The sequence below is a fragment of the Candidatus Pelagisphaera phototrophica genome, from assembly GCF_014529625.1.
GTDB classification, from domain to species: domain Bacteria; phylum Verrucomicrobiota; class Verrucomicrobiia; order Opitutales; family Opitutaceae; genus Pelagisphaera; species Pelagisphaera phototrophica.
This window is the reverse complement of the sequence record NZ_CP076039.1, coordinates 2,644,856-2,658,009: the sequence shown is the minus strand read 5'-3', so window position 1 is coordinate 2,658,009 and position 13,154 is coordinate 2,644,856. Positions and strand designations below refer to the sequence as shown.

Annotated in this window: 11 protein-coding genes; 2 read left to right on the top strand and 9 right to left on the bottom strand. The window is 50.3% G+C overall.

Annotated elements, in window-relative coordinates:
• Positions 1 to 14: 14 nt before the first annotated feature.
• The 6 genes from GA004_RS11425 to GA004_RS11400 all read right to left on the bottom strand — a co-directional run bounded on the left by GA004_RS11425 (position 15) and on the right by GA004_RS11400 (position 7,513).
• Positions 15 to 1,715: a sulfatase family protein gene (locus tag GA004_RS11425; RefSeq protein WP_283393994.1), complete on the bottom strand. Its 1,701-nt coding sequence runs from the start codon at positions 1,713 to 1,715 to the stop codon at positions 15 to 17.
• Positions 1,681 to 2,505 (bottom strand): formate dehydrogenase accessory sulfurtransferase FdhD, encoded by an 825-nt coding sequence (fdhD, locus tag GA004_RS11420; RefSeq protein WP_283393993.1) that lies wholly within the window; start codon positions 2,503 to 2,505, stop codon positions 1,681 to 1,683. The genes GA004_RS11425 and fdhD overlap by 35 nt, the downstream gene beginning before the upstream one ends.
• A gap of 82 nt (positions 2,506 to 2,587) precedes the next feature.
• On the bottom strand, positions 2,588 to 4,060 hold the full coding sequence (locus GA004_RS11415) for a glycoside hydrolase family 10-like protein (RefSeq protein WP_283393992.1): 1,473 nt from the start codon (positions 4,058 to 4,060) through the stop codon (positions 2,588 to 2,590).
• Positions 4,053 to 4,838 (bottom strand): class I SAM-dependent methyltransferase, encoded by a 786-nt coding sequence (locus GA004_RS11410; RefSeq protein ID WP_283393991.1) that lies wholly within the window; start codon positions 4,836 to 4,838, stop codon positions 4,053 to 4,055. Before GA004_RS11410 ends, GA004_RS11415 begins: the two co-directional genes overlap by 8 nt.
• A 100-nt stretch (positions 4,839 to 4,938) precedes the next feature.
• Positions 4,939 to 5,613, bottom strand: a complete 675-nt coding sequence (locus GA004_RS11405; protein WP_283393990.1) for a spermidine synthase — start codon at positions 5,611 to 5,613, stop codon at positions 4,939 to 4,941.
• 769 nt (positions 5,614 to 6,382) lie between these two features.
• Entirely contained in the window at positions 6,383 to 7,513 is a 1,131-nt protein-coding gene (locus GA004_RS11400; protein WP_283393989.1) for a hypothetical protein, read from the bottom strand.
• A gap of 172 nt (positions 7,514 to 7,685) precedes the next feature.
• On the opposite strand from GA004_RS11400, the gene GA004_RS11395 reads away from it, so the two are divergent.
• Positions 7,686 to 8,804: a M20 family metallopeptidase gene (locus tag GA004_RS11395; protein ID WP_283393988.1), complete on the top strand. Its 1,119-nt coding sequence runs from the start codon at positions 7,686 to 7,688 to the stop codon at positions 8,802 to 8,804.
• Between the two features lie 286 nt (positions 8,805 to 9,090).
• Positions 9,091 to 10,071: a formylglycine-generating enzyme family protein gene (locus tag GA004_RS11390; RefSeq protein WP_283393987.1), complete on the top strand. Its 981-nt coding sequence runs from the start codon at positions 9,091 to 9,093 to the stop codon at positions 10,069 to 10,071.
• Between the two features lie 276 nt (positions 10,072 to 10,347).
• Here GA004_RS11390 and GA004_RS11385 read toward each other — a convergent pair whose 3' ends face one another.
• From GA004_RS11385 to GA004_RS11375, 3 genes are all read right to left on the bottom strand, one after another.
• Positions 10,348 to 10,665: a hypothetical protein gene (locus GA004_RS11385; protein ID WP_283393986.1), complete on the bottom strand. Its 318-nt coding sequence runs from the start codon at positions 10,663 to 10,665 to the stop codon at positions 10,348 to 10,350.
• Positions 10,666 to 11,077: 412 nt separating this feature from the next.
• Positions 11,078 to 12,577: an anthranilate synthase component I gene (trpE, locus tag GA004_RS11380; RefSeq protein WP_283393985.1), complete on the bottom strand. Its 1,500-nt coding sequence runs from the start codon at positions 12,575 to 12,577 to the stop codon at positions 11,078 to 11,080.
• Positions 12,578 to 12,647: 70 nt separating this feature from the next.
• Complete coding sequence (locus GA004_RS11375; protein WP_283393984.1) at positions 12,648 to 13,151, bottom strand: P-loop nucleotide/nucleoside kinase family protein; 504 nt, start codon at positions 13,149 to 13,151, stop codon at positions 12,648 to 12,650.
• Between the last annotated feature and the right edge of the window lie 3 nt (positions 13,152 to 13,154).

The following is a 13,154-nucleotide window of genomic DNA, read 5'->3' as shown; positions in this document are numbered from 1 at the left end:
CTTGTGGAGTAAGGCTAGTTTCGCCATGCTTTTTCTCGTCGAGTCATGAGCTCCGGATAGGGTTCGTCGATGTCGCCAACTTCCTTTTTCAGAGCGAGAAGTCTCTGTTTGAGTTTTGCGGCAACTTCAGCGTAAACAGGGTCTCCGTAAACGTTTTGCTGTTCATAGGGATCTTTTTCCAAATCGTAGAGTTCCAGTCCGGCAGGCGTGGGCTTGGCCTTGGAAATATCCCATGAGGAAATCATATGCATGTTGGCCTCGGTCACAACTTCGGTTTCATTTGCAGCTATGGCATTGAGGGTTGGGTGAAGGGGAAGACCGTAATAGAATATAAGTTTGTAGCGTTCGGTTCTAAGGGCGTAGTGAGCTGGAGTGTCGTGGTGAGCGCGATGCATCCAGTATCGGTAGTAGGTATCACGCCTCCAGTTTCGGGGAGTTTTGCCGGCTAGGTTTCTGCGAAAGGACTGCCCTTGCATTTCCGGCGGCGCTTTGCCGCCAGCGAAGTCAAGTAAAGTTGGGGCGAAGTCCGTGTTGTTAATGATGTCTTTGTTGATGCTATTGGCGTTAATTTCCTTTGGGTAGCGGACGATGAACGGCATGCGCATGGATTCTTCGAATGCCCAGCGCTTGTCGACGCGATCATGCTCGCCGAGCATCATACCTTGATCACCGGTATATACAACAAGCGTGTCCTTAGCCAGCCCAGCTTGATCTAAGTAATCGAGAATGCGACCGACGTTTTCGTCAATGCCGGCGACGCATCGCAAGTAGTCTTTTAGATAGCGTTGATAGGCGGCACGGGTTTGGGCTTTCTCGTCCATTCCGGATATGTCAAGAGGGCCGTTAGGCCAGATTTTAGACTGCATCCGAGTGACGCGGTTACGTATCTGGTTTGTGGGGCCAACGGTACTTCCGAAGTTACGAGATCCATCGGAGCGATCGGAATTGTCCTCAAAAAGGGAATGAGGCTCTGGTATATCCGTGTCTGCATACAGGTCCTTAAAGCGAGGAGCGTACTCCCATAAACCGTGGGGCGCCTTGAAGTGGCACATGAGGAAGAAGGGCTTGTCGTCTGTTCTTTTTTCCCGGAGCCACTTCAGGGTCTCGTTGCCTATGACATCGCTGGAGTGGCCCTCGTGTACTTCTCCTCCCTGATTAGCGTCTTTCCATGGCTTACCTTTTTCTTTGAGCAGAGGGTTAAAATAGAGACCCTGGCCAGGGAGCACTTTGTAGTAGTCGAAGCCGACCGGTTCAGAATGCAGGTGCCATTTGCCAACAATCGCGGTCTCGTAACCCGCTCTCTGCATTTCGACGGCTAGGTTGGGTTGGTGGTCTCGATTCCATGTATCGGCGAGTGTAAGGACTCCATTTTTGTGACTGTATTGTCCACTCAGTATGGTAGCACGGCTGGGTGTGCAGATGGAATTCGTGCAGAAGACGTTTTTAAGAAGAATGCCTTCGTCGACCAGTCGGTCAATATTTGCGGTGGGGGCAACTTCTTTCAGGTGGCTGCCGTAGCTGCCAATCGCTTGCCAAGTATGGTCGTCCGACATGATGAAAACGATGTTAGGTTTGGATGCGGCGCGTTGCGAGAAACAGGCAAGGGCAGCGATGCACGCGCTAATCTTTAAGAAATGCCATAAGGTGTTCATGGGAATGCGAGTTTTCTTCATCAAAGTGTTATCCAGATATTCGGTGTGGATGTGAATAGACATTCATGGTGGGGTTTCGTAAGAAACCAACTAAAGTGATTCCGCATTCGCGAGCTACTGAAATCGCCAGTGATGAAGGCGCGGATACAGCGGCTACAATCGGAATTCGGGCCGCCAATGCCTTTTGAATGATTTCGAAAGAAACACGACCGCTAACCATGAGGATATGGTTTTCGAGTGGCCAGATGTCGTTGAGCAGTGCAAAGCCGATCACCTTGTCGAGGGCATTGTGACGTCCCACATCTTCTCGAAGACAAAGTAGATTGCCCGCTTTGTCGAATAGTCCGGAGGAGTGGAGTCCTCCGGTCTTTTCAAAGACAACTTGGCTTTTTCGCAATCGATCGGGAAGCGAAAGCAGAGTTGCTCGCTCAATTTTACAGTCGCTCTGGATATCTGGATACGAGTTTCTAATGGATTCGATGGACGTTTTTCCACAAACGCCACAACTGGCTGATATCGCTCCGTAACGGAGAGATTCGATTTTGTTGAGTTTCACACCTGTGCTCATTCGTACCCGAATCGTGTTTTCCGGATGTGACGCCATGCGACATCGATCGATCTCCTTGAAATCCGACTTTGAATGAGTGAATCCCTCGGTTGTCATAAAACCGGCGGCGAGCTCCTCGTCGTTGCCAGGGGTCCGCATTGTCACCACGAATGGGCGATTGCCGATTCGGATTTCTAAGGGCTCTTCCACAACCACATCGTCATTGAGCGAAGTGGTTCCTCCATCCGCGTGAAGGCGAGCAACCGCACTTTTTGCGATTCCGGTTGTATTGAGGTTTTGGTTCACGTTTAAGCTGTATTAATGAATCTCAGTCTGTGCTAGGTCAATCGCCAGGAACGAGCCTATCGAGGATCTTTGCCTCTTTCCATTACTCTTTGACGGTGTAAATTACGGCTCTTCCTTGAAGCCCGGTCAGTCCCAAGCCAGAAAAGGCGATGACTTCAGTCGGACCGATTCGAGCTGATTCGATTGTTCCGTCCAATATCTGGAGCTTCCATTCTTTGCCGTGCTTCGTTTGTAGGATCCAGAATCGGACGTTCGATTGCGGGGCGATTCGGATTTTGTATCCTATTCCCTCGGCAGTGATCGCGATGGCAGGAGAGCCGGGCTTTTCCCCTTTCATCCAAGAGGATGGAGGAACAAGAGCGGGTGATCGGTAGACGGTTCGTTTGAGGAGCTTCTGAACGCCCTTCTGATTGTTTATCAAACTGTCTGCGCTCCAGTGGGAATGTCCAGGGGCGCCTTTGCTAGCGGAACGAATAATCGAGATCTGCTTCTGCATCTCGTAAGCGGGTCTTTGGTCACTGACGCGATCGGTAGCGATGCCTGGCCACAGATGGCGCTTCTTTTTGTTCTCGCTGATCCACCAGTCCAGAAGCTTGGGGAAGCTTTGACCTTTTGAGTCGATACTCCAATAAAGTTGAGGCATCATATAGTCGACCCAGCCCTTGCGCATCCATTTGCGGGAATCGGCATACAGCAGTCCATAGGCATCCAGTCCGGCTTCGGTTCCTTTGGGAATTCCGGGTCGCCAAATGCCGAAAGGGCTTACGCCAAATTTCACCCATGGCTTAGCTTGTTTGATGTGGGAATGCAGTTTCTTGATGAATCCGTCCACATTTGCGCGGCGCCATGGGTCGCGATCTCCCCGACCAAAACGTTCGAATGTATCGGAATCCGGAAAGGGGTGTGGCTTCTGGTTGGTTGGGTGCGGATAGGGGTAGAAGTAGTCGTCTATGTGAACGCCGTCGATGTCGTATCGCTGAACAACGTCCAGCATAACTCGTATCGTGTAGTCACGGACCTCCGGATTTCCCGGATCGAGCCAAAGGTAGTCTCCGTAACGCTTTATCCAGTCTTTTCTCGTATTCGAAATGTGCGTTTTGGATACCTGGTTCTTATAGTTTGTTTGGGCTCGGAAAGGATTGAACCAAGCATGAAGTTCAAGGCCTCGCTTGTGAGACTCCTCAACTGCGAATGCCAAAGGATCGTATCCGGGGTCTAAACCCATTTTCCCGGAAAGGTAGGGCGACCAGGGTTCGAAGTTAGACTGATACAGGGCATCGGCGGCGGGACGTACTTGGAGGATGATAGCGTTTAGCCCAATGCTCTTAGCGGTATCCAATAACTTGATCAGTTCTTCTTGCTGTTTCTCCTTTTTCAGACCCGCCTTGGATGGCCAGTCGATGTTGTAAACCGTAGCCACCCATGCCGCCCGAAACTCCCGATCAATTTCAGGCGGCTTAAACGATGCCCCTATTGAGCTAGTGGGGTAAAGCAGTAATGAGAGACTAGCGACGACTAGCCACTGAGGAAGGAACTTGAACCAGGGACTAGGCATCGGCCGCAAAGAGATAGGCGTCTTGCTTCGGGTTTCCCAACGCGCCCTCAGGAATGAAATCCACCACTTTAAAGCCGGTTTCGGGAGCGAGATAATCGGCAACGAATTTCTGCGGGTGAAAGGCTGCGCAATGATTGGAGCCTACGGATTCACCTCCTTTGATAACCAATCTACCGTTATAAAACGCCGCCTTTTCTGTTTCAGAAAGGTGGTTTAGATAGTGGTCTCCATGAACCGTGATCAGTAAAAGGCCGTCGGGCTTGAGGAGACGACGCATTTCAGTCATCCAAAGTGTCTGGAGTTCCTGTGTCAAATGCGTGAATACGGAAAAAGCGTAGATGAAGTCAAAGGATGAGGAACGGTATCGGGTGGGGGGGTAAAGACGATTCGTGCCGAACATGGCGAAGTTCAAATCAGCATCACACCAAGCGATGCCGGGTCTACTGATATCCGTACCGTACAAGTGGACGTTTTCATATTGACCCAAGTGCCGAAGAACTCTTCCGCAGCCACAGCCAAAGTCCAATACTGATTCTAGTAAACCAAACTCAAATCCTTGCTTACCCAAGACAGAAACAATTGTTTTTACCCCCAGTTTTCCCCCGTCTATAAACCATTTTAGGTCAGCGTTGCCGGCGACAGCTTGTCTTAATTCAGCGCCTGGAATCGGCAAGCCGTTATCGTCGATCAGCTTGGCCCCTTTTTTGGAAACCTTTACGCCGAGTCGATCCTGGATTCGTTTCCAGATAGGAGTATTCGTTGGTTTGTGTGAACTCACGGAGATTGGTTGCCGAAGCAGGATTGAAAGGGCTCGAGGCGGAATCGACTATGCGGAAAATGAAATCGGTTAGCAAGGGAGAATCGCATGGGGAAACCGACTAGTTTTTGTCTGCTACGTAGATCAGGTAGGCAGTGCGCTTTGCGGAAACATGTGACTTTGCCGGAACTGACGTCATTTCGAAACCCGCTCGTTTGAGGCGCTTTTCGAATCCCTTATCCGGCCCGGCGGACCACACGACCACTCGTCCTCTAGGTCGAAGGGCTCGAAAAAGCCCTGATAATCCTGCTTGGGAATAGAGGGATTCATTTCCGGGCGAGACCATAGCGATGGGTCCGTTGTCGACGTCCAGGATGATTGCATCGTACTTTTCGGGCTCGGCATCTCGAATCGTCTGGATCACATCTTGAGCGATCGCTTTAACCCTGGCGTCTTTGAGCAAGTAGCCGTTGAGTTTGAAAAGGTAGTTGCGGTTCCAATCGATGACATCGGGTAAGAGTTCCACGAGATCTATTTGGGAATCCTTACGGATGGTGGTTAAGACGCGTTGAAGTGTGAATCCCAGTCCCAGTCCACCTACGAGAACGCGTTCGCTCGATTGCATTTTAAGTCGAGCGAGACCGAGCTCTCCCAGCAGTTTCTCGGAGGCGTTCAGGCGAGAGTGCATGAGTTCTTGGCCATCAAAGCTGATAGAGTAGTCCCCATCCTGCTCAAACAGAGACAAAGTCCCTCCATCAGCGGTTTTGGTATCTGCTAGTTTGATTCTCGGTTTCACTCTTTCACATCTTCCTTAGCGATGATGAGTGAGGGCAACGTTTTTCAATCTGAGATGGTTGAACTAGGAGAGTTGAGCGGTAGACCCAAATGCATTAGGGATAACTAATCATAGCCTCGCCCGATTTACTTAGGAGCTTCAATCATCTAAACTGAGGAGTCGGAATGACTCCATTGGGAGGGATCGAACGTTTTGACTCGATGGAGATAACAAAATTTACCTACTAAGAAAATAACGATTACAAAATATATCCTCGTGGTTGGGGCGATTGTGTCGATCGGGCTTTTCGAGGCGGGTTCGTAGGGAAACTACCGAGCAAATCCATGATGAGTTCGATTGGGTTATTTCCAATTACGCTTTGGGCAAGCCCACCGATGGAATCTGGTTCGGATCCTTCTGTATCGAGAAAATTTCGCACTCTCGCCAGAGGTAACCAACTATGCTGATGGCTACACGGGTTCTGCGGTGAAGGTGATGAATTTGACTAGCAACGATGGTCAAACATTCCATAATGCCAGTTGGTTTTCACAGGCGTTCCCGATTCCGAGACGACTTTGTCTTTGCTAAAAATAGGGCTATTTGGCTTACCGCCGCTCGTCGCCTTTTTAGTCGGACCTAATTTCTATCTATCACTACAGTGCTCATTTAGGGCCGGTCGGTTGAGAACGGCTCTTTTCTGTCTCGTGTTCAAACGATAGTTTTTTGGGTATTAGCGTTTCGCAGTCGGCGGTAAGGCGCGATCCGTGGAGATTAGTAGAACACCGAAAAATCAGTTCTTACGGTATTCCTGCATGAGGTTTAGAGTGGATTCTCTCATGTTGAAGAGGGCTTTTCGAATGTCGACCTGCCAGGATTCCTTTTCTTCTTGGAGGGAACTAGCCGCTTCCAGGGTGGAAATGGTCATATGGATAAGATGCAAGGCTCGCTTCAAGGTGGCGACTACGAAACCAGGTTCAGGATCGACGCCCTCCGCGACTTCTTCGAGGGCTCCAATCAGTTTGCTGACTGTCAATTGAGAATGCCATAGAAGTTGGTTCCACGGATTGCTGCTTTCTTCGTTCAATAATTTTCGCGATTCCGTCTCGAAGAAGATCCAGGAAGTGACATCCATCATCTCGGAAATGAGAGGGTGTTTGGGCAGATACTCATCGGGCGAGGGTTTTCCTTCATTGAGCAAACCGTTCTCGTCCCACAACTCATCCTCCTCGTCTGGATAATCAATGCTTTCAATTTCCCAGCCCATGGCTTCCGCGACAAGCTCTTCGCAATTTGGGTTGTCCCCATATTTTTCAAAGAGCTCCATCAGCATATCACTACGGGCGTCCGACTTTTGCAAATACGCCTCCCATTGAAATTCATTCATTTCTCCTGATGAAGGGAGTGGGTCATCTTCGGGTTCTATGGCGTTTGCCAAGTTGTCCATGAAGTCGAACATCGCTTGCTGGTTCCTGAGCCGTTGCTCGATTTCCTCGTTCTCGGACAAGCTCCACTGTGGGAGGGTAACCGTCCATTTGTAGTCTGTTGTCTCGATAAGAACTCGGCCATTGCGCTCGCTGAACCATTCCAAATAGAGGCAGTTGCCAATGACGTAGGGGATTTTTCCGTCAACAAATTTGCCGATCGCGGTTTCCGGGTCGACTGGAATTTTAACTTTCTTGGATGCCGTTATATCCCCGACCACCCCTTCTTGGCAGATGTCCAATCCGGTGTAATCGCCCTCAGTGGGTCCGGGATTTTCGAATACAAGTTTTGCTCCGGCCAGGTCACGGTAGCAATTTCCTTTGAGCTTCAGCTCTACCGGTTGGTTTAAGCCTTTAAGCCAGATAAGACCCGTTACCTTGCCAGGAATACGGTTTTGAATTTCTCCTTTTATGACGTGCTGATCGAGCCTCCATGCCATATAACTTCATGTTGGACCGTAAGTTTTCAGTGTCAACTACACGGTTTGCCCCAATAAGGAGGAAGGGCACTTTCTAAATTTTTTGATAACCGGGAGTCATCCTTTGCTTCTACCAAAAAAATGGTCGAAGACCATTGCTTCCATTCTTCAAAACCCTATTGTTTTTACAACAATGAGTGAGTGTCTAAAGCTTCTTAAGGAACTCGTGGCCATACCCAGCGTAAATCCGGTTTATGGGGGACCGGGCGAGCCCCATGTCGAAAGTTTCGTGAGCGACTTTCTCAGGAGCCATGGCATCGAATTTCGAGTTCAGGAAGTGCTGCCAGGACGGAACAACCTAATGGCTCGAATTGGTCCTGACGATCGGCCGGCGGTTCTGGTCGAGGCTCACATGGACACGGTTGGGGTCGCGGGCTGGTTCGACGGAAGTCCCTATGATTTGACGGAAAAAGAAGGCAAGTATTTCGGCCGGGGAGCGTGCGACACGAAAGCGAGTCTAGCGGTTTTTATGCTATTGGCCCGAAGGCTTGCCCAGGCTGACACGCCTTTGAGCTATTCGCTGGTTTTTGCCGCAACCGCGGATGAGGAGTCTAAGCAATTGGGTGCGTTCAAGCTCGCTGAGCTGGTTGGGGAACTCAACATCGTGGCGGCAATCACCGGCGAGCCGACGCGAAGCTCCCTCATTACCAAGCACAAGGGAGTCTGCCGCTACACCATCGAGTCTCGAGGGAAAGCGGCCCATGGCTCCACCCCGGAACTTGGAGAAAATGCGATCTATAAGATAGCGCGAATTGTTGAGAAGCTAAATCGGTACGCGGAATTGCTTTCCCAGGACGAAGATAGGGCGTTCATTGAAAAAGGGAGCTTGAATGTTGGGAAGGTGACCGGGGGAATCGGATTTAATATCATTCCTGACAGCTGTATCATCGATGTGGACCGGAGACTTGGAATTGGAGAGAGAATGGAGGTGGCCCGGGAGGGGATTGAAACCATCGTCCAGTCGGAGACGGAAACGGAAGTGTCGACCTTTTTGGAGCGGCCATCTCTGAATACAGAGAATGATAATTGGTTCCCGCAAGCCTTAGCGAAAAGCGCGGAGAAAGCGGGTAGTCAAACCGACTTTAAGGAAGTCGCGTTTATGACGAATGGCGTAGCTTATTCGGCTGCGGGGATCCCAACGGTTGTGTTTGGTCCAGGAGATATCGAACAAGCGCATAAGGCTGACGAGTTCATAGAGGATGGAGAGATGGAGCGGTCCTTGTCTATTCTTGAGAAATTCTTCCTGTCATAGAATCGGCGATTGCTAAGTCTTGGTTTCGCTGAGTATTTGGCGGCGGGTGTGGGATTTCGTCAGAATTTGATAGCAGTCGAAAGTAAGGCCTGGGCCAATCGAAAAGGGATCTGGAACTTAAGCCGGGAGCTATTCCGAAACGCGGCGAATTCTCACAGCAGGGGTGAGACGAGTGCGAAAAAAGATCAGGCATTCGGGAGATAGGTTGCGTGCACCAACCTTTGGGATTGGTTGACACTCGGACTAGAATGGAGCGATCATAGGTTTATAAATTCCTTTAGTAGCTATGGAACCCAAGCCAAATCCCGGTTGCTGTCTGCCAACCAAATCATCAATCACTGGAGAGCGTGTAACTGTAAATGAGTGTTCTGAAAAGCCCGAATCCAAGCGGTCACCCCATTATGGTAGCCGCGAAGGAATGGTCCTGATTGAAGCGGGATCTTTCCTGATGGGTACCGATAGTGATAAAGGCTGGGAGGCGGATGGAGAAAAGAAGGTGATCGAAGTCTCTATGGATCCTTATTGGATTTCGCGCTGCTGCGTAACGAATCGCGAGTTTGGAGAGTTTGTGGATGATACCGGGTATGTCTCGGAAGCGGAACAGTTTGGCTGGTCATATGTATTCCATATTCTCTTACAGAATTCGGTTCTGAAACGCCTCAAGCCACAAAACGTGCAAGGGCTCGAATGGTGGTACGGAGTAGAGGGAGCCTATTGGAGAAAGCCTGAAGGTCCTGGATCAAACATTAAAAAGAGGACGGACTACCCGGCGGTTCACATAAGTTGGTCAGATGCAGTTGCTTATTGCCAATGGAAGGGACACCGTCTCCCAACGGAAGCGGAGTGGGAGAAAGCTGCGCGAGGAGGTTTAGAACAGAAAATTTATCCTTGGGGAGATGAGCTCCACCCTGAAGGAAAGCATCGCTGTAATATTTGGCAGGGAAATTTCCCGCTAGCGAATACAGCAGAAGATGGTCACGTGGGGTCCGCTCCGGCGAAGTCGTTTCGCGCCAATGGATTTGGAATGTACAATTTGGTGGGGAATGTATGGGAATGGTGCAGCGATTGGTTTTCTCCGAACTGGCGCTTAATCCATAAGGAGCCGAATCCTCAAGGGCCCGATACGGGTGGTCGCAAAGTGATGAAGGGCGGGTCCTATCTTTGCCACGACAGCTACTGCAACCGTTATCGGGTTGCTGCTCGTACTTCGAATACCCCTGATTCCTCAACGGGAAACCTAGGATTCAGGACCGCAATGGATGCGTAAGTTTCGGGGACTAACTAGTCCTCGGAACTGCGACGACCAGTGGGAAGGGGACCGCGGCTTCCTTTGCGCTTCCAGATCGAATCTTGTCACGTTCCACTCTAGTTGGGCAGCATCGAGATTCTTTTGAAGTTAGGCTGTTCCCGAGTCTGATGCGATCCCTTTTTCTTCGAGTTCGAATTGTAGCCCTTCCAAGCCTGCAAGGAGGACTTCCGTGTCCGCCTTTTGCTTAGCAATTCGCGACCCGCGTTCTTTCAGCTTCTTTTAACGTCCCTCGAGCTACGCTATTCGCTCTACCGTTTCTGCGGATGCACCACCCATTGCGTCACTGTGCTTTTTAAGCTCGAAGAGGAAGTTTTCCGCTTTTGTACGAGCCTCCTTGAGCTCCTCGTTGGAACACTCCAGTTCGGAAATGCGAGAAATCGCTTCTTCCAGATCACTCTTGAGCTGATTGGAGGATTCCTCGGTCGCAACATTGGTCGGATCGTTCTCTTTGAAGAGGTAGGTGGAGGCCTGTTCTACTTCGATCATGTCCTCCCACGTGGCTTCGACTTCCTCCTCTTTCGAATGCAGCGGTGTGTTACTGATTTGCCGCAAAGAGGGTTCGATTCCCCTTCTGCGGGAACTCGATCGGATGGAATGAATATCTTTTTTTCGAGACTGGATTCCTGTGGGCTTCGCGATAGGAAAAACCTTTTAGTCTGCTGTCTGATTTTAGCAGTTTGAAGGCTTATGAATCCATTGCTTCTCACGGGGAAAAACTCAAAAGTTCATAGACGACTCAGAGCGGTAGTACCGGGTAGTCTATCATCACCCTGATTAAGGGCGAGGTAACGCTTGTTAGAAAACGCCTTGGCCGGAATGAACGTGTTTTTGTGGAGGTAGATTTCAAAGGGAAGCAAAGTCTCTAACCTTTTCGAGGGAAGATTAAATGACCGAGGAAGAGCGACCACTATCTTATTGATAAACCATTTGTAAGTAGGCCGCTAAACAATTGTTTTAGAGGATCTTAGAATGAATCGGCGACTGCAACAGCTTTGAAAAGAGCGGATGCCTTAAAGATCGTTTCCTGGTATTCAGAGGTAGGATCTGAATCGGCTACAATTCCCGCTCCCGCTTGAATGACCACTTTGTTACTACTTATCATCGCAGTGCGGAGCGTTATGCACGAGTCGAGATTCCCATTGTAACTGAAATAGCCTAGGGCTCCCGAATAGAACTCACGCTGGTCGGGCTCGCTTTCCGAAATAATTTGCATCGCCCGAATCTTGGGAGCGCCGCTTACCGTTCCTGCTGGGAAGGTGGCTCGCATAAGGTCGAAAGCGTTTTTCCTGGCCGCGATCTTCCCTTCCACTTGGGAAACGATGTGCATGACGTGGGAATACCGCTCAATCGTCATGTAGTCGGGAACGGATACGGACCCGTATTCGCAGACACGACCGATGTCGTTGCGAGCCAGATCTATGAGCATTAGGTGCTCCGCTTTTTCTTTCTCGTCCGCGAGAAGGTCTTTTTCCAATTCCAAGTCTTCTTCTTCGGTCTTTCCCCTATGCCGTGTGCCGGCGATGGGACGGATCTCTACTTTGTCGCCGGTTAGCTTTACGTGGACCTCTGGAGATGCGCCTACGATGGCGAACCCGTCCGCTTCAAGCAGGAACATGTAGGGCGAAGGATTTACCGTGCGCAGGGCGCGGTATAGATCGAGCGGGCTTTGCTTGAAGTCTTTCTCAAAACGCTGGCTCAATACGACTTGGAAAATGTCACCCGCTCGGATGTACTCCTTAGATCGCTCCACCAGGTTTTCGAAGTCCTCTTTGATAAAATTGCCGTCAGGGATCTTGATGTCCTTCGGCGTTTGGAGCGTAACCGGGCTTGCTGGGTTTGGCTTAGCTAAGGTTTCGCGCAGTTGCTCGAGTTCGGCTAAAGCCGCCTCGTAAGCGGCTTGGGGGTTTTCATGAGCGGCCAGACGCGCATTGACGAGAAGCCGAATTGTCTGCTTTGCCCGATCGAAAATGACCATGGAGTCCGCCAGCATGTAGTAGCTCAATGGGGACTTGTGATGGTTTGACTGAGCCCTTGGAACGGTTGGTTCAACTCTACAAATGTATTCATACGACACGTACCCGACTGCGCCGCCGGTAAATGGAGGGAGTTCAGGAAAGTCGATTGGGTTGTACTGGGCGATTTCCTCTTCGATGAGGGAAAGCGGATCATCTGGAGTGGGGATGGTGCGTAGCTCCTGACCGGTTTCCTCGATATAGGTCGTGTCCCAGTCGCTTCGGAAGATTTTCCGAGGCCGGCAGGCGATGAATGTGTAACGCGATAGCCGTTCTCCGCCCTCGATGGATTCGAGAAGAAAAGCGGGACTTTCCGATTTGAGCTTGGCGTAAGCGGTCACCGGGGTTTCCAAATCCGCCATGAGATCCGCATAGACGGGAATGAGATTCCCTTTCTTTGACAAGGCTTCAAACGTCTCGAGATCGATATTGGGCTGTAGCTTGTGTGACATTTCTTAGGTCGGCGCTAAGTTAAGAGACGGAGGACCAGTGTCTATGAAATTCGGATGACGACTCTTTTGGCTAGGAGCTCGTATTAACGTATTTATGCGGAAATGCGGGTGGATTGTCGCCCCTATAGTACTGGATATAGTTTTCCCAGTCTTCCAGTTTCACTAGGTCTCGAGGGTTTCCTCGTTTAGCCATTCGTTGGTGCCTCGTCTCCGGATCACAAGTGATGAAATGAGCGCAAACGCTCGTACCAAATCTCAATTTCAGATTCTCCAGCCAGTTGGCGTCGCGAGCCTCGAGGGTGAACGGACCCACCAAGATGACACTATTGTGGCAAAGATTGTCTTTGGCGATGGCGAATAGGGTTTCGTAAATAGGCGCTCGAAAAGAGTCTTTAAAGAACGGGCTATCTCGATCGTCGGGGTTTTTTGTCGCCAAATCCAGCCCGGCTTGAACGACCCGTTCAGTGGCAGAGTCAATGTCGATGAGGGAGGCCTTTTTTTCTTTCGCCAATCGCTTGGCGTAAGTCGTTTTGCCTGCTGCGGGAGCTCCCATGACGATGTGCAGCGTATTCATCGG

Excerpts from the sequence above, each read along its gene's own strand:
- GA004_RS11425 (WP_283393994.1), bottom strand. The coding sequence starts at position 1,715 with ATGTCTATTCACATCCACACCGAATATCTGGATAACACTTTGATGAAG.
- GA004_RS11415 (WP_283393992.1), bottom strand. The coding sequence starts at position 4,060 with ATGCCTAGTCCCTGGTTCAAGTTCCTTCCTCAGTGGCTAGTCGTCGCT.
- GA004_RS11400 (WP_283393989.1), bottom strand. The coding sequence starts at position 7,513 with ATGGCATGGAGGCTCGATCAGCACGTCATAAAAGGAGAAATTCAAAAC.
- GA004_RS11395 (WP_283393988.1), top strand. The coding sequence starts at position 7,686 with ATGAGTGAGTGTCTAAAGCTTCTTAAGGAACTCGTGGCCATACCCAGC.
- GA004_RS11390 (WP_283393987.1), top strand. The coding sequence starts at position 9,091 with ATGGAACCCAAGCCAAATCCCGGTTGCTGTCTGCCAACCAAATCATCA.
- trpE (WP_283393985.1), bottom strand. The coding sequence starts at position 12,577 with ATGTCACACAAGCTACAGCCCAATATCGATCTCGAGACGTTTGAAGCC.
- GA004_RS11375 (WP_283393984.1), bottom strand. The coding sequence starts at position 13,151 with ATGAATACGCTGCACATCGTCATGGGAGCTCCCGCAGCAGGCAAAACG.